Source organism: Bacillus sp. Root920 (genome assembly GCF_001429445.1).
In the GTDB taxonomy this organism is placed as follows: Bacteria; Bacillota; Bacilli; order Bacillales; family Bacillaceae; genus Bacillus; species Bacillus safensis.
The window spans coordinates 1649732-1669174 of sequence record NZ_LMJV01000001.1; the positions used below are offsets into that span (position 1 = coordinate 1649732).

19 protein-coding genes are annotated in these 19443 nt (G+C 41.5%); 17 read left to right on the forward strand and 2 right to left on the reverse strand.

The features are described from left to right. The first annotated feature begins 93 nt into the window (after positions 1–93). The 5 genes from glsA (at position 94) to ASE42_RS08085 (ending at position 7912) form a co-directional block, all read left to right on the forward strand. Positions 94–1023 (forward strand): glutaminase A, encoded by a 930-nt coding sequence (glsA, locus tag ASE42_RS08065; protein ID WP_056766357.1) that lies wholly within the window; start codon positions 94–96, stop codon positions 1021–1023. A gap of 122 nt (positions 1024–1145) precedes the next feature. Beyond that, positions 1146–1427, forward strand: coding sequence for a YlaN family protein (locus tag ASE42_RS08070; RefSeq protein WP_003212509.1), 282 nt, complete (start codon positions 1146–1148; stop codon positions 1425–1427). Between the two features lie 210 nt (positions 1428–1637). Next, a complete protein-coding gene (ftsW, locus tag ASE42_RS08075; RefSeq protein ID WP_025092373.1) occupies positions 1638–2849 on the forward strand; it encodes a putative lipid II flippase FtsW in 1212 nt (403 codons plus the stop codon). Between the two features lie 79 nt (positions 2850–2928). Next, complete coding sequence (gene pyc, locus ASE42_RS08080) at positions 2929–6375, forward strand: pyruvate carboxylase (RefSeq protein ID WP_025092374.1); 3447 nt, start codon at positions 2929–2931, stop codon at positions 6373–6375. A gap of 100 nt (positions 6376–6475) precedes the next feature. Next, positions 6476–7912 carry a cryptochrome/photolyase family protein gene (locus tag ASE42_RS08085; RefSeq protein ID WP_268750496.1) on the forward strand — a complete coding sequence of 479 codons (1437 nt, stop codon included), beginning with the start codon at positions 6476–6478 and terminating at the stop codon, positions 7910–7912. Between the two features lie 37 nt (positions 7913–7949). On the opposite strand, the gene ASE42_RS08090 is transcribed toward ASE42_RS08085, so the two are convergent. Continuing rightward, the gene (locus tag ASE42_RS08090; RefSeq protein ID WP_024426908.1) at positions 7950–8873 is read right to left on the reverse strand and encodes a COX15/CtaA family protein; all 924 of its coding nucleotides are present in this window, start codon (positions 8871–8873) and stop codon (positions 7950–7952) included. A gap of 393 nt (positions 8874–9266) precedes the next feature. Here ASE42_RS08090 and cyoE point away from each other — a divergent pair, with 393 nt between their 5' ends. The 6 genes from cyoE (at position 9267) to ctaG (ending at position 15439) form a co-directional block, all read left to right on the forward strand. Next, entirely contained in the window at positions 9267–10184 is a 918-nt protein-coding gene (gene cyoE / locus ASE42_RS08095) for a heme o synthase (RefSeq protein WP_024424777.1), read from the forward strand. 279 nt (positions 10185–10463) lie between these two features. Continuing rightward, positions 10464–11531, forward strand: a complete 1068-nt coding sequence (coxB, locus tag ASE42_RS08100; protein ID WP_024426909.1) for a cytochrome c oxidase subunit II — start codon at positions 10464–10466, stop codon at positions 11529–11531. A 175-nt stretch (positions 11532–11706) separates the two neighbouring features. Beyond that, positions 11707–13578 carry a cytochrome c oxidase subunit I gene (ctaD, locus tag ASE42_RS08105; RefSeq protein WP_024424779.1) on the forward strand — a complete coding sequence of 624 codons (1872 nt, stop codon included), beginning with the start codon at positions 11707–11709 and terminating at the stop codon, positions 13576–13578. Then, a complete protein-coding gene (gene ctaE, locus ASE42_RS08110; protein ID WP_024424780.1) occupies positions 13578–14198 on the forward strand; it encodes a cytochrome c oxidase subunit III in 621 nt (206 codons plus the stop codon). The genes ctaD and ctaE overlap by 1 nt, the downstream gene beginning before the upstream one ends. A gap of 2 nt (positions 14199–14200) precedes the next feature. Continuing rightward, positions 14201–14530: a cytochrome c oxidase subunit IVB gene (gene ctaF, locus ASE42_RS08115; RefSeq protein ID WP_024426910.1), complete on the forward strand. Its 330-nt coding sequence runs from the start codon at positions 14201–14203 to the stop codon at positions 14528–14530. 30 nt (positions 14531–14560) lie between these two features. Then, complete coding sequence (ctaG, locus tag ASE42_RS08120; protein WP_034281665.1) at positions 14561–15439, forward strand: cytochrome c oxidase assembly factor CtaG; 879 nt, start codon at positions 14561–14563, stop codon at positions 15437–15439. 73 nt (positions 15440–15512) lie between these two features. On the opposite strand, the gene ASE42_RS08125 is transcribed toward ctaG, so the two are convergent. Next, on the reverse strand, positions 15513–15878 hold the full coding sequence (locus ASE42_RS08125) for a YugN family protein (RefSeq protein ID WP_024424282.1): 366 nt from the start codon (positions 15876–15878) through the stop codon (positions 15513–15515). Positions 15879–16039: 161 nt separating this feature from the next. Between ASE42_RS08125 and ASE42_RS08130 the strand changes: the two genes are divergently transcribed. The 6 genes from ASE42_RS08130 to ASE42_RS08155 all read left to right on the forward strand — a co-directional run bounded on the left by ASE42_RS08130 (position 16040) and on the right by ASE42_RS08155 (position 19408). Further along, positions 16040–16462, forward strand: a complete 423-nt coding sequence (locus ASE42_RS08130; protein WP_029706548.1) for a CBS domain-containing protein — start codon at positions 16040–16042, stop codon at positions 16460–16462. Positions 16463–16584: 122 nt separating this feature from the next. Then, a complete protein-coding gene (locus ASE42_RS08135) occupies positions 16585–17628 on the forward strand; it encodes a CAP domain-containing protein (RefSeq protein ID WP_024424280.1) in 1044 nt (347 codons plus the stop codon). A 110-nt stretch (positions 17629–17738) separates the two neighbouring features. Further along, entirely contained in the window at positions 17739–18152 is a 414-nt protein-coding gene (locus ASE42_RS08140; protein WP_034623703.1) for a YlbD family protein, read from the forward strand. Between the two features lie 19 nt (positions 18153–18171). Further along, positions 18172–18420, forward strand: a complete 249-nt coding sequence (locus ASE42_RS08145) for a YlbE-like family protein (protein ID WP_024424278.1) — start codon at positions 18172–18174, stop codon at positions 18418–18420. A gap of 70 nt (positions 18421–18490) precedes the next feature. Further along, on the forward strand, positions 18491–18901 hold the full coding sequence (locus ASE42_RS08150; RefSeq protein ID WP_235566689.1) for a hypothetical protein: 411 nt from the start codon (positions 18491–18493) through the stop codon (positions 18899–18901). A 57-nt stretch (positions 18902–18958) separates the two neighbouring features. Then, positions 18959–19408 (forward strand): YlbF family regulator, encoded by a 450-nt coding sequence (locus ASE42_RS08155; RefSeq protein WP_007499807.1) that lies wholly within the window; start codon positions 18959–18961, stop codon positions 19406–19408. Positions 19409–19443: the final 35 nt, after the last annotated feature.

The window sequence follows — 19443 nt, forward strand, 5'->3', positions numbered from 1 at the left end:
ATTATAGAAGTTTTCGCCTGCTTTGTCACTTTCATAAACATGCTTCCTCTTGTACACACTAATCTTACATGAAAGATAGGGAGGATATTGGGCATGGCATGTCGCGACAATGAAGAGCTTCAGCGATTTGTAGAAGAAGCAAAAAAAGTGGCCAAAGATGGCAAAGTAGCATCCTATATTCCCGCTCTCGCCAAAGCGGAGCAGACGGATTTATCTGTGGCTGTGTACCATGTGAGTAATACTTGTCACTCGGCAGGAGATGTAGATAAACGCTTTACCCTGCAAAGTATTTCTAAAGTATTAGCCCTTGCGCTCGTACTCTCAGAAGAAGGGCCAAAAAAAGTCTTTCAATTTGTTGGACAAGAGCCTACAGGTGACCCGTTTAATTCAATGATTAAGCTGGAAACAGCAAGTCCGAATAAGCCGCTGAATCCAATGATTAATGCAGGAGCGCTTGCAGTCACAAGTTTAATAAGAGGAGCGACTCCGCAAGATCAGCTGAACCGCCTTCTTGGCTTTATTAGGGAGCTCGCAAATGACAAAAGCATTACATACTGCAAGGAAACAGCCGCATCTGAATTTGAGACATCGATGATTAACCGGGCTATGTGCTATTATATGAAGCAATATCATATTATTAGAGGGAACGTAGAAGAGGTCATGGACGTGTATACGAAACAATGTGCCATCATGATGAACAGCTTAGATTTGGCGAAAATTGCTTGTGTTTTTTCATTAGATGGCAGACATCCAGAGACGGGGCAGCAAATTCTTTCAAAAGATGTCGCTAGAATTTGTAAAACCTTTATGGTGACGTGCGGCATGTATAATGCAAGCGGGGAATTTGCCATTAATATCGGCATACCTGCTAAAAGCGGTGTTTCAGGCGGGATTATGGGAGCGGCACCATATGATTTTGGGATCGGAATTTTCGGTCCTGCCCTGGATGAAAAAGGGAATAGTATTGCTGGGATTAAGCTGCTTGAGCTTATGAGTGAAAAATATGAGATGAGTATCTTTTAATGAGAAATGTCTTCTTTTTATTTTCACAAAGCGAACTGTACAAATCTGCTTGCAATTTTGGGCGTTTCGCTTTATGATAAATAGAAGAATTAGGTACTCGCCTGGGGAACGGAGGGATACTTTTGGCGTCAGAAATTTTAGTCGATCATCGGCAAAAAGCACTGGCTTTATTAAAATTGGATGCAGATAAAATTTTAAAATTGATCCAAGTGCAAATGGACAACTTAACGATGCCGCAATGTCCTCTTTATGAAGAGGTTTTAGATACTCAAATGTTCGGATTATCGAGAGAGATTGATTTTGCTGTCCGGCTTGGATTAGTTGATCAACATGAAGGCAAGAAACTACTCGATAAACTTGAGAGAGAGCTTTCCGCACTTCATGATGCGTTCACAAAAAAATAACGATTGAAAACTCAAACTTCCACAACATAAGTTTGAGTTTTTTTGTCCCCTATTTTCTTTTGATGGATTGACGGCAAACGGACTTGATTCTTTCATGAATGACGAACAATATAAAAGAGGTAAAACGGGATCAAACGGAGAAAATGTAGTAGAATAAGAACAGCTAAGAAGATATCAAGCAGTAGAAACAGACGTTAGGAAGAGGATTATATGTTAAAGAGAATGCTAAAATCGTATGACTACTCATTATTGTTCGCCATTATCTTAATCAGCGCATTTGGTTTGGTTATGGTGTATAGCTCAAGTATGATTACATCTGTTATCAGATACGATGCCGCGCCAGATAACTTTTTTAAGAAACAGCTCTTATTTATGATTGTTGGAGCAGTCATCTTGATCTTTACAGCATTAGTTCCATATCAGCTGTTTTCAAATAAGAAATTCCAGATTGGTATGCTGCTGATTTCAGTTTTTTCCCTCATCTATGTGTACTTTGGCGGTCATATTGCAGGGAACGCAAGAAGCTGGATCAAATTAGGCCCTTTTAGTCTTCAGCCAGCTGAATTTGTAAAGATTGTCGTCATCATCTATCTTGCTGCGGTGTATGCCAAAAAGCAGCATTATATTGATCATATTTTAAGAGGTGTCACGCCTCCAATCGTGATTGTCTCTATCCTGTGCGGATTTATCATTTTGCAGCCAGACTATGGGACAGCCTTTATCATTGGCATGATTGCCCTTGCGATGATTTTATGCTCAGGCTTTAGCGGCAAAACGCTTGCGAAGCTGCTGGCGCTATTTAGTGCAGTAATGGTCGTCGTGACCCCGTTTATTATTCTTTTTTGGGATAAAATTTTCACGCAAAATCGTCTCGGACGTTTTGAGAGTTTCCAAGATCCATTTAAAGATGCAGGGGCTACTGGGCATCAATTGATTAATTCATATTATGCGATTGGATCAGGCGGCTTTTTTGGACTCGGTCTAGGAGAAAGCGTTCAAAAGTACGGGTATCTTCCAGAACCGCACACAGACTTTATCATGGCAATTATCTCAGAAGAGCTTGGCTTTTTCGGCGTGTTTTTTGTTCTCGCTCTTCTTGGTTTCATCGTCGTGAAAGGTTTTTATATTGCGAGAAAGTGTGAAGATCCGTTTGGAAGTTTGCTTGCAATAGGAATTTCCTCCATGATTGCGATCCAAACTTGTATCAATTTAGGCGGTGTTTCAGGTCTTATTCCAATTACTGGGGTGACACTTCCGTTTATCAGCTACGGGGGATCGTCTATCATTTTACTTAGCATCTGTATGGGAATGCTGCTGAATATCAGCATGTTTACTGAATATAAAGAGCGTTACAAAAAGAAAAAATCAATGAGCAAACCAGCGGTTGAAAAAAATGGATTGCAGAAAACTTTGAATCTTTAGAAAACAAAAGTGTACAGTTTTCATTTCTTCCTTTATTATAGAGTACATATAAAATTTTAAGGGATATGGAGGAGTGAGAATGTCACAGAGAACAATTCAAAAGGTTCTAGTTGCAAACAGAGGGGAAATCGCTATCAGAGTCTTCAGGGCCTGTACGGAGCTCAATTTACGTACAGTGGCCATTTATTCCAAAGAAGACTCGGGCTCTTATCATCGCTATAAAGCTGATGAAGCATATCTAGTTGGAGAAGGGAAGAAACCGATTGATGCCTACCTCGATATCGAGGGGATCATCGAAATTGCAAAACGAAATGACGTGGATGCGATTCATCCAGGCTACGGATTTTTATCCGAAAATATTCATTTTGCAAGACGATGCGAAGAGGAAGGCATTCAATTTATCGGTCCAACTTCTCAGCATTTAGATATGTTTGGAGATAAAGTAAAGGCGAGAGATGAAGCGAAAAAAGCTGGTATTCCAGTCATTCCAGGAAGTGACGGACCAGTTGATTCGGTCGAAGAAGTCGAAAAATTCGGTGAAGAATACGGTTACCCGTTTATTATTAAAGCTTCACTAGGCGGCGGCGGCCGGGGTATGCGGATTGTCAGATCAAAAGAAGAGCTGAAGGAAGCCTATGACCGTGCGAAGTCAGAGGCCAAAGCTGCTTTTGGAAATGACGAAGTATACGTTGAAAAGCTGATTGAAAATCCAAAACATATTGAAGTGCAGGTGATTGGAGACAATCACGGCAATATCATTCATTTATATGAGCGTGACTGCTCTGTTCAAAGGCGGCATCAAAAGGTCATTGAAGTGGCGCCAAGTGTGTCTCTAACAGATCAATTGCGTGAAGATATTTGCGAAGCGGCTGTCCAGCTGGCCCAGAATGTATCGTACATTAATGCAGGGACTGTAGAATTCCTAGTTGCAAATGGAGAGTTTTACTTTATTGAAGTCAATCCAAGGGTACAGGTAGAACACACGATCACAGAAATGATCACAGGTGTCGATATCGTTCAAACCCAAATTCTTGTTGCAAAGGGGCATAACCTTCACAGCAAAGAAGTTGGTATTCCAAAGCAAGAAGATATCTTTACACACGGCTTTGCCATTCAATCAAGGGTCACAACAGAAGATCCTTTAAATGACTTTATGCCAGACACAGGAAAAATTATGGCCTACCGCTCAGGTGGGGGATTTGGTGTACGTCTTGATACAGGGAACAGCTTCCAAGGTGCGGTCATTACACCTTATTACGACTCACTATTGGTCAAGCTGTCTACATGGGCGCTCACGTTTGATCAAGCGGCTGCTAAAATGGTTCGAAATTTACAAGAATTCAGGATTCGCGGAATTAAAACTAACATCCCATTTCTTGAAAATGTGGCTAAGCATGAGAAGTTCCTAAAAGGGGAATACGATACATCGTTTATCGACTCAACGCCAGAGCTATTTAATTTCCCTAAGCAAAAAGACCGCGGAACGAAGATGTTGACTTATATTGGTAACGTTACCATTAATGGGTTCCCAGGTATTGCGGAGAAAAAGAAGCCTCATTTTGACAAGCCAGACGTACCGAAGCTTCCTCTCAATCAAGAGATTCCGTCTGGGACAAAACAATTGTTAGATACGCATGGACCTGAGGGGCTTGCCAACTGGGTGAAAGAACAAAATAACGTCCTTTTAACTGACACAACCTTTAGAGATGCGCATCAGTCTCTGCTTGCGACACGCTTCAGAACACATGATTTAAAGAAAGTTGCCCAGCCGACAGCAGGTTTATGGCCAGAGCTGTTTAGTATGGAAATGTGGGGCGGGGCTACATTTGATGTTGCGTACCGTTTCTTAAAAGAAGATCCTTGGGAACGATTGAAAGAGCTTCGTCAAGAAGTGCCAAACACGCTGTTCCAAATGCTATTAAGATCATCAAACGCTGTCGGATATACAAACTATCCAGATAATGTGATCAAAGCATTTGTAAAAGAATCAGCCGAGGCAGGCATTGATGTGTTCCGTATTTTCGACAGCTTAAACTGGGTCAAAGGCATGACGCTTGCTATTGATTCTGTTCGGGAATCAGGCAAAGTGGCAGAGGCGGCGATTTGTTATACGGGGGATATTCTTGATCCATCTCGTCCAAAATATGATCTTGGGTACTATGTATCTCTTGCAAAAGAGCTTGAATCTGCCGGCGCACATATTTTAGGTATTAAAGATATGGCGGGGCTATTAAAACCGCAGGCAGCCTACGAGCTAGTCTCTGCTTTAAAAGATGAGCTTACGATCCCAATCCATCTTCATACGCATGACACGAGTGGAAATGGACTGTTCACCTATGCAAGAGCGATTGATGCAGGTGTTGATATTGTGGATGTTGCCGTCAGCTCTATGGCAGGACTCACATCGCAGCCAAGTGCAAGCTCACTTTATTATGCTTTAGATGGACATGAAAGAAAGCCAGACATGAATGTCCAATCTGTCGAACGCCTTTCTCAATACTGGGATTCCGTCAGAAAATACTATCATGAATTTGAAAGCGGCATGAATTCGCCTCATACAGAAATTTATGAGCATGAAATGCCTGGCGGTCAATATAGTAACTTGCAGCAGCAGGCGAAAGGTGTCGGTCTTGGCGAGCGCTGGAATGAAGTAAAGGAAATGTACAGACGTGTGAATGACATGTTTGGTGATATTGTAAAGGTGACACCATCCTCTAAAGTAGTTGGAGATATGGCACTTTATATGGTGCAAAATGATCTAACAGAAGAAGATGTTTATGAAAAAGGCGCAACACTAGACTTCCCGGATTCTGTTGTGGAATTATTTAAAGGCTATTTAGGCCAGCCGCATGGCGGATTCCCAGAAAAGCTACAAAAGCTGATTTTAAAAGGGGAAGAGCCTCTTACTGTCAGACCTGGTGAGAAGCTGAAGCCAGTGGACTTTGAAGACATTAAGAAGCAGTTCAAAGAATCTCATGACCTGACGTTAACAGAGCAAGACGCAATTGCGTATGCCTTATATCCGAAAGTCTTTTCTGAATTTGTCCAAACAGCAGAAAGCTATGGTGACATCTCTGTTCTTGATACACCAACGTTCTTCTACGGGATGAGACTCGGAGAAGAGATTGAGGTAGAAATCGAAAAAGGAAAAACCCTGATTGTCAAACTCGTATCAATTGGTGAACCGAATCCAGATGCCACAAGAGTTCTTTACTTTGAGTTAAATGGCCAGCCGCGTGAAGTGGTGATTAAGGATGAAAGCATCAAATCCTCCGTTCAAGAAAAAATGAAGGCGGACCGTTCAAATCCAAATCACATCGCCGCATCGATGCCAGGCACTGTCATCAAAGTACTCGTCGAAAAAGGGCAGAAAATTTCACAAGGTGAGCATTTGATGATCAATGAAGCCATGAAAATGGAAACGACTGTACAAGCTCCATTTTCTGCGGTCGTAGATGAAATACATGTGACAAATGGAGAACCGATTCAAACCGGTGATCTTTTAATTGTATTAAAGCCTGAATAAGAAGCGAGACACATCCACCGTGATGTGTCTTTTTTTTGAGCGCATTAAAATGTGCAGCAGCAAGTGAGAGTGATTACACTATAGAGTGAGGTGAAGAAGGTTGGACAACATTGTTGTGATTTGGTTTCGCCGGGATATGCGATTAGATGATCATATCGCCTTATCAAAAGCGATCACATATGCAAAAAAACACGAGTGCAAATTATTTGCTCTTTATCATCTAGATCCATTTTTTACTGAAATGGACCTCGATTTAAACAACGAACATTTTTTTCAAAACTTGGCGCATTTCGTCAAGGAAGCAAGAGAATCTCAAATGTATATTCACCTTATCTATGGAGATGTCTTGCGTGCCTTTCAGCAAGTTATCGATGTGTATGACATCAAAGCTGTCTTTTTTAATGAAGATCAAGTGGGAATCGGTCAAAAGCGTGACCATCAAGTAACCGCTTTTTTAGAAAAGAAGGGCATTCATGTATCAAAATGGCAAGATACACACCTTCACGGGGCGCAAGATATTTTAAAAGCGGATGGCACTCATTATCAAGTGTTTACTCCATACTATCAATCATGGCGAAAGCAAGAGAAGCAGCCTGTGATAAAAGTTGACAAATCTTTTCTCAGCAGCGCTCATACGATCTGTGATGAGCCACTTTCGCTCAAAGGAAATGACAAACTGCGCAGCATAATCATGAGATGCTCAAGAAAATTTGATCAAATCGGCTCACACAAAGCGATGAACACGCTGCATGACTTTATCGAAAAAAGACTAACACGTTACCATGAAAAACGAGATACGCCATCTGTTTTTGGAACGAGCAAGCTGTCACGTTTCTTAAAAACAGGGACCATCTCAATTCGAACGATCTTTCATGCGGTTCATGAGGAGGAGCGATTTGAAGACGAGGGCAGAGAAACCTTTATCAAAGAGCTGGCGTGGCGAGATTTTTACCATATGATTTATGCTCATTATCCAGAGATGAAAGAAAAAGAAATCAATTCAGCGTTTCAAGGGATGAAATGGAATGAAGATGAGACGCTGTTTGAAGCATGGTGTAAAGGTGAAACAGGCTTTCCTCTCGTTGATGCAGGGATGAGACAATTAAATGAGGAAGGCTGGATGCATAATCGTTTAAGAATGGTCACCGCCTCATTTTTAACAAAGGATTATTTGATTGATTGGAGAAAGGGAGAAGCGTATTTTGCAAAAAAGCTTGTGGATTATGATGAGGCTTCGAATATCGGAGGATTTCAGTGGGCAGCTTCTGTTGGGACAGATGCCGTGCCGTACTTCCGTATTTTTAACCCAACGACCCAGTCGAAGCGGTTTGATCCAAGCGGGGAATATATTAGAAAATATGTACCAGAGCTAGAGCATGTTGATGAAAAATGGATTCATGAACCAAGTAAAATGCCGACTGATGAACAACTGAAATCGAGCTGTGTACTAGGGGATACATACCCGCTGCCAACAGTTGATCACCAGGAAAGACGCAAAAAAGCCATCTTGCTATTCGAAGAAGCAAAACAACAATAAAAAATCCCCCTCTCCACATGAAAGGGGGATACAATTCTTATCTAAATGGCTCTTTGCTTTCATATTTAAACCGGGCAATGAGTAAGCAGAAGTAGCATAGTACCCCAAACAAACAAGAAATAAAGAATGAATGAGCCAGCGCGTAACCAAGTGCAAGCTGAGAATAAACAGACATCACACCTGAAATGGCTTGAAGTGTAATCAGAATGGCTGAGATAATCCACCCATAATAAAGCTGCTTCTGTTCTTTATAATGTTTCATGGCATGGAACATTGCGACAAATATCCAGACGAATAAAAGAAGTGCTGCTGCTCGGTGAGACATTTGAACCCACTGATTAAAATACGTTGGAAGCGCACCGTCTTTTGAACAAAACGGGAAGACAGAACAAGCAAGGCTTGACTTTGTATGTCTCACATAAGCGCCCGTATATACCACGATATACGTATACGTGATCAACCCATAAATATGGAACTGCATTTTTTTGCCGATATGAAGCGGCTTCACAAGCTTTGTTTCAGATCTGGTTGCTTCAAAGACAAGAAGTGCAAGCAGTAATACTGAAGCAAATGAAATGAGTGAAATACCGAAGTGCAGTGCCATTACAAGTGCGTTAGAACCAAATACGACGGCAAGAGCTCCTAACAGCGCTTGAAGCATTAAGAATATAATGGACATGATGACCAAAAATTTGGTTTCACGGAATACTGGACTAATTTTTTTCCAGCATAAGACCGCCAGTGCCAGAACAAGAATGGTGGAAACCCCTGTTGACATGCGGTGACTCCATTCGATGATGGAAGCGGGGTTCATTTCAGGAAAGAAACGACCGTGGCAAAGGGGCCACTGTCTACCGCAGCCAAGACCCGAACCGGTTTTCGTCACAAGCGCACCGCCAATCAGTACGATCAGCATCACAAACGTTGTGATCACGCTCAATAGCCTTAAAGCAAATTTCATCAAATTATTTCACCTTCTCTAAAAAACTTCTGATGTAAATGAAAACCTCACATGCTCTCAAGTTTAAGCCAAATGCGTGTTCTGTTGCAATTCATAATGACCAAAGTTCACAAAAAAATGATATGTTAGTTCACAAAGTTTACAGATTTAGAGTGCTTGATCTTTCTTTGACAGTCTGATAGAAATAGAGGAGAGAATATTTCATTTTGCACCGCCTTCTGAAACACACATATATCCTAATAAATTCACGAAAAGTTCACAAATAACTTCAAGTTTGTCGTTTATTATTTAATAGGATGTTTTTTTACAGCTGTTTATCTTGTATGATAGAGTTGTAATGATTTTACGTGTCATTCGTTCGTTTGAAGGTTTGGGCAAGGGAGGTTATACACATTGGCAAATTCCAAAACAGCTGCGGAAGCAGCTATTCATGGACAAATAGAAGAAACAACAGCGTGGAAAGATTTTCTTGCTCTGATTAAAATGGGCATCGTCAATTCCAATTTCATTACGACATTTACTGGAATGTGGCTTGCTTTTTATTTTACAGATATGAGTTTTCTTGGAAATCTTGATATTGTGCTGTTAACAATGATTGGTTCTTCTCTTATTATTGCCGGTTCATGCGCAATTAATAATGCGTTTGACCGTGATATTGATATATTAATGGAAAGAACAAAAACAAGACCGACGGTTACAGGTAAAATTCAGCCGGGGCAAGCGTATGCATTTGGCATTCTGCTTGTTGTATTAGGACTCATTATGCTTCTGATGACAACCATTACATCAGCAGTGATTGGATTTATTGGAGTCTTTACTTATGCGGTTCTTTACACCATGTGGTCTAAACGCCATTACACCATCAATACAGTTATCGGAAGTGTATCTGGCGCGGTTCCGCCATTAATCGGCTGGACAGCTGTCACAGGTACAATTGACACAACGGCTTGGGTTTTGTTTATGATTATGTTCATTTGGCAAATCCCGCACTTCCTGTCACTTGCGATTAAGAAAACGGAAGATTACCGTAAGGCGGGCATTCCAATGCTGCCAGTTGTTTACGGCTTTGAAGTCACAAAACGCCAGATCATCATTTGGACAGCATGTCTTCTTCCGCTTCCATTTTTCTTAGGTGGATTAGGATGGCCGATTGTCGCACTTGGTACATTGCTTAATATTGGATGGCTTGTTATTGGCCTTATGGGCTTTAAAATGAAAGACATCATGAAGTGGTCAACGCTCATGTTCGTTTATTCATTAAACTACTTAACCATCTTTTTCGTAGCGATGATTATTATTACACTATTCTAGAGTGAAATACACTTTGATCACATCAAAACAATGGCTATATCTTATAACACAACATTTTCTAACAACTATGAAAGCCGCCTGATATTCAGTTCTATTTAGGCGGCTTTCTGTTTATACATAGATGGTATTTTGAGTAAAAACATCATTTTTTTATGAAAAGAGGAAATGTAAGTGCTTTTATAAGAGGCGGGGGTTATGCATGGGTGAGAAGTGATTTTATAAATAAGAGGTAAAAAGCGAAAGGCAAAGGAGATCAAGCAAAAGGGGTTGGGACAAATTATGATAAGAAAATGGCGTGTTTATTCACTGTTTCTCTTACTGACGCTCGTTTTGGCGGGCTGTGGTGAACCATACTTATCAACACTCAAGCCTGTTGGGGAAGTAGCAGATAAACAGTTTTTCCTAACGGTACTGAGTACACTCATTATGGTTCTTGTCGTCATTGTTGTATCGATCATTTTCTTTTACGTCATCATTAAATTCAAACGTTCTAAAGTGGGAGAAGATACGATTCCAAAGCAGGTGGAAGGGAACCGCAACCTGGAAATCACATGGACAGCGATTCCGATTCTTCTACTCATTATTCTCGTTGTACCTGTTGTGGCATACACGCTTGAACTAGGGGATACAAGCGCTATGGATAAGAAAAAACGAGATCCTGAAAAGACACTTGTTGTCAATGTAAGAGCCAGCTTATATTGGTGGGAATTTGAATACCCTGATTATGGGATTGTCACAAGTCAGGAATTGATCGTACCAACAGATCAGAAGGTATATTTTAAGCTGAAAGCGTCCGATGTCAAACACTCATTCTGGGTTCCATCGGCTGGCGGTAAAATTGATACAAACACAGATAATGAAAACAAATTTTATTTAACCTTTGACTCGAAACGAACGAAAGATGCAGGGGAATATTTCTACGGGAAATGTGCGGAGCTGTGCGGGCCGTCACATGCTTTAATGGACTTTAAAGTTAAAACGCTTTCTCAAGATGAGTTTTTAGGATGGACGAAAAAAATGGCTGATTACAAGAAGCCTGAATCCACAAAGGATCTCGCTTTAGAGGGTGAAAAGCTATTTAAAGAGAAAAATTGCTTAAGCTGTCACGCAGTAGAGCCTGGTGACGAACGGCCGGAAGCAGCAAGAACTGCACCAAACCTTGCGACCTTCGGAGAGCGGACGAAAGTAGCTGGAATTAAAGACATGAACAAAGAAAATGTGAAAGCATGGCTGAAAGATCCAGAAAGCTTTAAACCAGGTAATAAGATGACAGGAACGTACCCTAAATTAAATGACTCAGAAGCAGATGCACTTTACGAGTATTTAAAAGGTCTTAAAATCGAGTAACAACTAGAGCAAATATTCAAGAGGGTATGTGATCGATGTGAAGTTTTTGTTAAGAGCTCCCGAATATGTCTCTACAACCGAGAAGTCGTCATCTGTCAGACATAGTCTGCTTAAAGGATCGTGAAGAAAGACATCTATATGAAAAGGGGCAAATGGGAGATAAGAGGGGGATTTCATGGTGAGTACAATAGCTAAAAAGCGGGGGTTTGGCGCTGTCTTATGGGATTACTTGACAACGGTTGACCACAAAAAAATTGCCATATTATATTTAGTGGCAGGGGGATTTTTCTTTTTGGTTGGCGGCCTAGAAGCGATGTTTATCCGTATTCAGCTAGCCATCCCTGAAAATGATTTTGTCAGTGCAGGGGTTTACAATGAAATCATGACGATGCATGGAACGACAATGATTTTCCTTGCAGCTATGCCGCTGTTATTTGCATTAATGAATGCGGTAGTACCAATTCAAATTGGTGCACGTGACGTAGCATTTCCGTTTGTGAATTCACTTGGTTTTTGGTTATTCTTTTTCGGAGGAATTTTCTTAAACCTTGGATGGTTTATGGGCGGAGCACCTGATGCAGGCTGGACTGCATACGCTTCGCTCACGCTGAATTCAGAAGGTCATGGAATGGATTTCTACATTTTAGGTTTACAGATCGCGGGTATTGGTACGCTGATCGCAGGAATTAACTTTCTTGCAACGATTATTAATATGAGAGCGCCTGGTATGACGTATATGAGAATGCCGCTCTTTACTTGGACGACATTTGTCGCCTCCGCACTTATTTTATTCGCATTCCCTCCGCTGACAGCAGGGCTTGCGATGCTGATGCTTGATAGAATGTTTGACACGAGCTTTTTCAATCCAGAGCTTGGAGGAAATACAATCATCTGGGAGCATTTGTTCTGGATTTTCGGACACCCGGAAGTATATATCTTGATCCTGCCGGCATTCGGAATCTTCTCTGAGATCATTCCGGTGTTTGCAAGAAAAAGATTGTTTGGTTACTCGTCCATGGTGTTCGCTACTGTATTGATTGGTTTCCTTGGATTCATGGTGTGGGCGCATCACATGTTCACTACGGGGCTTGGACCTATCGCCAATGCGATCTTTGCTGTAGCGACCATGGCAATTGCGGTGCCAACAGGAATTAAAGTATTCAACTGGCTGCTCACGATATGGGGCGGTAATGTGAAGTTTACAACGCCGATGCTTTATTCTGTTGCCTTTATTCCGTCGTTCTTACTTGGCGGGGTAACTGGGGTCATGCTTGCGGCAGCTGCAGCGGATTATCAGTTCCATGATACGTATTTTGTTGTGGCGCATTTCCATTACGTCATTATCGGCGGAGTTGTATTCGGTATTCTAGCAGGTGTGCATTACTGGTGGCCGAAGATGTTTGGAAAAATACTGAATGAGAAGCTTGGGAAAATTGGCTTTGTGCTGTTTTTCATCGGTTTCCATTTAACTTTCTTTATCCAGCATTTTCTCGGTCTATGGGGCATGCCGCGCCGGGTCTTTACATTCCTGCCAGGTCAGGGTCTCGAGCTTGGGAACTTAGTCAGTACGATTGGGGCACTGTTTATGTTTGTAGCTGTTGTGATCATGCTGATTAACATCATCTGGACAACAGCCAAAGGGGAGCGTGTATCGAGCGATCCTTGGGGAGATGGAAGAACACTTGAATGGGCAGTGTCTTCGCCTCCGCCAGAATACAACTTTAAACAGCTTCCGCTTGTCAGAGGACTAGATCCATTATGGATTGAAAAAATGGATGGTAAAAAAGGAATGACAGCATCTGAACCGCTCGATGATATTCACATGCCGAATAACTCCATCTTGCCTGTCATTATCTCATTCGGTCTATTTGTGTCAGCGTTTGGTTTCATGTATCGTCAAGAGCACAGCTGGGGGCTTCCGGTGATCTTCATTGGTCTTGGTATTACGTTTGCGACCATGCTCGTTAGGTCTCTGAAAGATGATCATGGATACCATATTCACAAAGAAGATTTGACCGACGACGATGATAAAGGGGTGAAAGCATAATGGAACCACAAAAAATGACGGCGGAAACCTTTCCAGCTTCTCCTGAGAAGGCCACGTTAGAAGGGAAGAATAAGTTTGTCGGGTTCTGGCTGTTTCTTGGAGGAGAAACCGTTCTGTTTGCATCGCTTTTCGCCACTTATTTGGCGCTGAAAAACTCAAATGCAGGCGGAGCAAAAACAACTGATATGTTTGACCTCACACTTGTCTTTATTGCCACAATGCTTCTATTAACGAGCAGTTTAACGAGTGTGTATGCCATGTATCATATGAAAAACTTTGCCTTTAAAAAGATGCAGCTTTGGCTTGGTATCACGGTCCTTTTAGGTGCTGGATTTTTAGGGGTTGAGATTTATGAGTTTTATCACTATGTGCATGCGTATGAATTTACGATTACCAGCTCTGCTCTTGGTTCTTCCTTCTATACACTTGTAGGAACTCACGGAGCTCACGTTGCCTTCGGACTTTGCTGGATTACCGCTCTTATGATTCGAAATATGAGACGCGGACTTGATTTATACAATGCGCCGAAATATTATGTGGCAAGTCTCTATTGGCACTTCATTGATGTTGTGTGGGTCTTCATCTTTACCGTTGTATATTTAATGGGAATGGTGGGATAAGAATGGGAAATAAAAACACAAATCAGTCCAAAGTCGATCTTGTATATCGTAAAAAGAAAAATGCCGAGGAAATGAAGCATCAGCTCATTTCCTTCGGCTTGATGATTGGATTAACATTTGTTGCGTTTTTAACGATCGCCTCAGAAGACGTTGGAAATTGGTTCGCAGTACCATTTATTTTACTGCTTGCAGGCATTCAGGTAGCTTTTCAGCTTTATTATTTTATGCACATGAACCAAAAAGGGCATGAAACACCCGCCTTGTTTCTATACTCAGGTGTGTTTGTTGCGTTTATTACCGTATTAGCCTTTTTGACCATTATATGGTGGTAAACCCGCTTTGCCCTTGAAGGAGGCGCAGCAATGGAGAACTTAGAAATATTCGGATTTCGGGCATTATGGAGCCCTTATTATTTGACTTGTATTGTGATAGCAGCTGCTCTTTATCTGCTTCTTGTGACAAAGGGAAAGCACCGTGCGACGGTGAAAGAGAAGACGTTATTTCTGACGGGGCTTGTTCTGTTATATGCTGTGAAAGGGAGCCCAATTGATTTAATGGGGCATATTATGTTTAGTGCACATATGGCGCAAATGGCGGTGCTATACTTAGTCATCCCGCCTCTCCTTATTACAGGATTGCCTCCAGCCATATGGGAGCGGATCATTCAAACACCAGGTATTCAAGCTGTTTTCCGTTTGTTTTCCAAACCTTTAATTGCACTGCTTGGATTTAACGGATTGTTTTCGCTGTATCACATTCCGCTTGTGTTTGATTTTGTGAAAACAGATCCGTTTTACCACGCATTGATGACGGTGGTTATTTTTATCGCTGCCTTTTTCATGTGGTGGCCGCTTGTCCATAAAGTCCAAAGTCAGCCGCAGATCACAGGCATTTTGAAGCTTGGATATATCATGGCAGACGGGATATTGATGACTCCGGCCTGTGCACTCATCATGTTTAGTGAAGCACCGATCTATGCAACCTATTCTGATGCCGGCGCATGGATACAAGCACTGCATTTATGTGTGCCAAGTGATATGCTTGCAGGCCTTGCTCTCACTGGCCCTGATATGTTCCACACCTTGCCGCTGCTAGAGGATCAGCAGCTAGGTGCGATTTTGATGAAAATTATTCAGGAGATTGTGTACGGCTCTATTCTTGCTGTTGTCTTCTTTGACTGGGCAAGAAAAGAAAGAGCGAAAGATGCCGTACCAGATGCGCTTATTCCGAAATATGAATAAAAAAAGCACAGCCAGATGGCTGTGCTTTCATCGTATGAGGAAAAGGGCTAAAAAATCATTTTAGCCCTTTGTTTTATGCTTCAGCCGTCATGGCTTCTAGTTTTTCCTTCAGCTGTGCAAGTGTTTTTTTGCTTGATTGAATGAGAGACTTAGGGAATTCTTCGCCTTCGCCGTATTCAACGCCATGTGGATAATAGTGTTTTCCAAGTAACGGTGTTAGAAGCTGAATGTGTGCCTTTTTGGAACCGACATCTCCTTCAGTAGCGTAGCCGGAAATCCGTAAATAAAAGGTTCCCTCTACCATGCTGTACTTTCTGTCGTATGTCACACGCTCATAATCCCATTGATCGGCTCGTACAAATCCTTCACTTTCCATAATGAAATCTAATTTATTTAAGTCAGCTGATACCTTTTCAATCCCCGTACCTTCAAACTTCACCCAAAACCCCTCCTTATAAAATTTCCCTTTACTGACAATCATAGTATGAAAGCGTTAAACTTTCAACTGTGAAAGGTATGTTCTTTTATAAGCTGGTTACAGTAATAAAGAAAATAACGGATGGAGGAATCAACGTGAAAACGAAAAAAATCAAAGATATTATGACCAAAAAAGTAGTGACATGTAATCAAGATGACAATACGTATGAAGCAGCAGTCAAAATGAGAGATGCTGATATTGGTGCCATTCCAGTGGTTGACGGAGATCAGCTCGTAGGAATAGTGACAGACCGTGACCTTGTGCTTAGAGGCATTGCAGAAAAAAAGCCAAACTCACAGGAAGTAGGCTCGCTGATGACAAAGGAAGTATTAACAGCTGAAGAAGATGCAACACTTGAAGAAATTGTCCGGCTCATGTCAGAGCATCAGCTCCGCCGCATTCCCGTTGTGAAAAACGGCGCATTAACAGGGATTGTCGCTCTTGGAGATTTATCAGTCGAAGATTTATCAAATGATCGCGCGGGAGAGGCACTGACAGAAATCTCTCAACAGGATCAAGATCATGGACAAGGATTTCTTCATTAAGAGGGGCATATTTTAAATTCGTGTTAAATAGGCTGTATTGTCGTTGATAAATGGAGCAAGTTTTGTTTAAATGACAGTAGAAGGTACTTTTTGTACCTTGCCAATTTAACGGAGGTGTTTATTTGAAAACTGTGCTCAAAACACTCCTCATCCTCCTGATTATATCTGGAACGTACGTTCTGTTTATTCAATATGGATCTTCACCAGAAAAAGAAAACAGCAATGAACCGAAGGTGTCTAATGAAGAAACATCTAGCGATAAGCCGATCAACATCCCCAAAAAAGGGCTCATGTCCTTTATGGGGAAATCTTCAAACGAAGTGCTTAAACAGCTGGGAGAACCAGATCGAATTGATCCTTCCGCATATGATTATGACTGGTGGATTTACAACCAATCGAAGAAGCACTATATTCAAGTAGGGGTAAAGGATAGTAAAGTGGTGACCTTGTTTGCAACAGGAGACGGTCTGAATGTAGAACCGTTTAAAATCGGTCAAGCCACAAGTGAAGTATTTAAGAAAACACAAATTGCACCTTACATTCATGTGGAGGATGAACAAAATTCATACCGCTTTGAATTCTCAGAAGATGATATGAATACAAGACCTACTGTGAAAGTGGGAGATGATGTGTATGTTCAGCTTTACATGGATAAGTTTGAAAGCACCCTTTCAAGTATCAGGGCCTTCAACGCAGATACATTTGTGAAACAAAAGCCGTATGAGGTGGTCTACCGAGGTCAATTGGTAGAACCTGAGGCGATATCAGGCGAAAAGTGGAAAGATATCGAAGCTTCCAGTCAAAAACAAATTTTTGATATGACCAATATTATCCGCCATAAGTACAACCTGCCGATCTTAAAGTGGGATGATGAAACCTCTGAAGTGGCATTCATGCATAGTGAGGACATGAAAGAGAATCATTATTTCTCCCATGAATCTAAAAAATACGGTACGCTGAAAGACCGGTTAGAAAGAGGCGAGGTGGGCTTTCAGCTCGCAGGTGAAAACATTGCCTATAACTATGTCGATGGACCTGCAGCGGTAGAGGGCTGGCTCAATAGTGAAGGTCACAGGAAGGCGTTATTAAATAAAGATTACACGCATCTTGGCGTAGGGGTGAAAGAAAAATATTACACCCAAAATTTCATCAAGAAAACTTCTTAAACGAAAGCAGCTGCATGGTCGCAGCTGTTTTTTTGATGGTTAAAAAGAGGCTCACCAAAACAGATGCTGGTGTATATAGTATAGTAGGCATTTGTATGGGGGGTGAGGATATGACAAACAAGCATAAACAAACATCCATTGATGAATTTAAACAATTCGTCAGACGCCATCCGAAGTTAATTCAAGAAGTGCAAACGCAAGAAAAAAGCTGGCAAAGTGTATACGAGAATTGGGTCATGTTTGGTGAGGAAGATGAGATGTGGTCACCTTACCGGCAATCGAAATCAGAAGATGCGAAAGAAGAAAAAGCCTCTAAGCCAAGTGAAGCAGGAAAAGCAGATTTTATGTCTAAAATGGTTTCTGCTGTGAAAAAAATGGACGCTGATCAAATGAATGAACAGATTAACAAAATGAGCCAGTCTATTTCCTCTTTACAAAGCTTGCTCGGCCAATTTTCATCCAATGGTTCAAAGAAAGGTTCATCTGGAGGCAGTCAGCACCCATTCTCCTTCAGGAAAGATTAAGTGAAAGGGGATGCTTCTGGTGCGAAAAGAAGTACAGGAATTTGTCATGGCCGAAGAGGAGCGAATCAAATTCATAAGGCAGCGTCCTATCTGGTACAGACAGCTGACGCGACATCCTGAAAATCTAACGTCCTTTGAATTAGATAAAATGAACTTTTACGAAAAAACCATTCCTCATCGTGTGAGTCAGTTGAGCAATAGCGTCCAAATGGCTGAAATGATGATTCAAATGTTCCAAGCAATGCGCAATCAAAATGGAGCCGGTTGAGGCTTTTTTTGAGTTGATTAAGATGTCTATTTCCTGAGCATCCTATAAAAGTAGATGAAAGGAGAATCAGATGATGAAATGGATGCTGTCAATAGGCGCATTGCTTTTTCTTGTCACCGGGTGTCAAAGTCAACATGGAGAAAAGCAAGTGATTAAGCAAGACCCAGCAGTACCAGTCATGCAGCAAGCCCAAAGCGAAATGAAGCAGCAAGGCTTTTTGAAATACAAAGTGCAAGGGTCGTCTGTCTATATAGAAAGTACACTTCAAGATTTTCATCTTCAGCCAGAGCGTCTGAAAAAGAACGAGAAGGCGGGATATTTTACAGTGTATGTAGACGGGAAACGTGCAGGGAATGAGTATACCGCGGCATTTGTGGTCAAGCATCTTTCAAAAGGAAAGCATAAAATGACTGTTATGCTGAATTCCCGTCATCCAGAATATAAACAGAAAAGAGAAACATGGGATGTATTTGTCACGTAAAAGCATTTTCTGATCCATAGGTTTCGTGGTAAACTATGAATTGGAGGTGCAACATTTATGTATGCGACAATCGAATCTGTGGAGCTCCAAGAGGAAGCAAATCAATTAGCTGCCATGATTCTTCAGTCGGAGGAGGCTGAACATTACCGCAACTGCTTTAAGCGTCTCCAGCAAGACGAAGAAGCCCAACAAATTATTGCCCATTTTACAAAAGTAAAAGAGCAGTATGAGGATGTGCAGCGGTTCGGCAAATATCATCCGGACTATAGAACGATCTCAAAGGAAATGCGTGAGGTCAAAAGAAAGCTAGATCTTCACGATACAGTGGTTGATTTCAAAAAAGCAGAAACAGCGATTCAATCCATCTTAGATGAGATTAGTATTGAAATCGGTCAAGCTGTATCAGCATATATTAAAGTTCCAACAGGGAACCCATATTTTGATGGTCTATCATCATGCGGCGGTGGCTGTGGATCAGGTGGCAGCTGCGGCTGTAAAGTATCTTGACGAGACTTGAATGTCTCGTCTTTTACATAATGAAT

Bases quoted from the DNA above. Each gene is read 5' to 3' on its own strand.
- ctaF (WP_024426910.1), top strand. From the start codon at position 14,201: ATGGGAAATAAAAACACAAATCAGTCCAAAGTCGATCTTGTATATCGT.
- ASE42_RS08130 (WP_029706548.1), top strand. From the start codon at position 16,040: ATGACCAAAAAAGTAGTGACATGTAATCAAGATGACAATACGTATGAA.
- ftsW (WP_025092373.1), top strand. From the start codon at position 1,638: ATGTTAAAGAGAATGCTAAAATCGTATGACTACTCATTATTGTTCGCC.
- ctaG (WP_034281665.1), top strand. From the start codon at position 14,561: ATGGAGAACTTAGAAATATTCGGATTTCGGGCATTATGGAGCCCTTAT.
- ctaD (WP_024424779.1), top strand. From the start codon at position 11,707: ATGGTGAGTACAATAGCTAAAAAGCGGGGGTTTGGCGCTGTCTTATGG.
- glsA (WP_056766357.1), top strand. From the start codon at position 94: ATGGCATGTCGCGACAATGAAGAGCTTCAGCGATTTGTAGAAGAAGCA.
- ASE42_RS08155 (WP_007499807.1), top strand. From the start codon at position 18,959: ATGTATGCGACAATCGAATCTGTGGAGCTCCAAGAGGAAGCAAATCAA.
- ASE42_RS08140 (WP_034623703.1), top strand. From the start codon at position 17,739: ATGACAAACAAGCATAAACAAACATCCATTGATGAATTTAAACAATTC.
- coxB (WP_024426909.1), top strand. From the start codon at position 10,464: ATGATAAGAAAATGGCGTGTTTATTCACTGTTTCTCTTACTGACGCTC.
- ASE42_RS08150 (WP_235566689.1), top strand. From the start codon at position 18,491: ATGATGAAATGGATGCTGTCAATAGGCGCATTGCTTTTTCTTGTCACC.
- ASE42_RS08090 (WP_024426908.1), bottom strand. From the start codon at position 8,873: ATGAAATTTGCTTTAAGGCTATTGAGCGTGATCACAACGTTTGTGATG.
- ctaE (WP_024424780.1), top strand. From the start codon at position 13,578: ATGGAACCACAAAAAATGACGGCGGAAACCTTTCCAGCTTCTCCTGAG.
- pyc (WP_025092374.1), top strand. From the start codon at position 2,929: ATGTCACAGAGAACAATTCAAAAGGTTCTAGTTGCAAACAGAGGGGAA.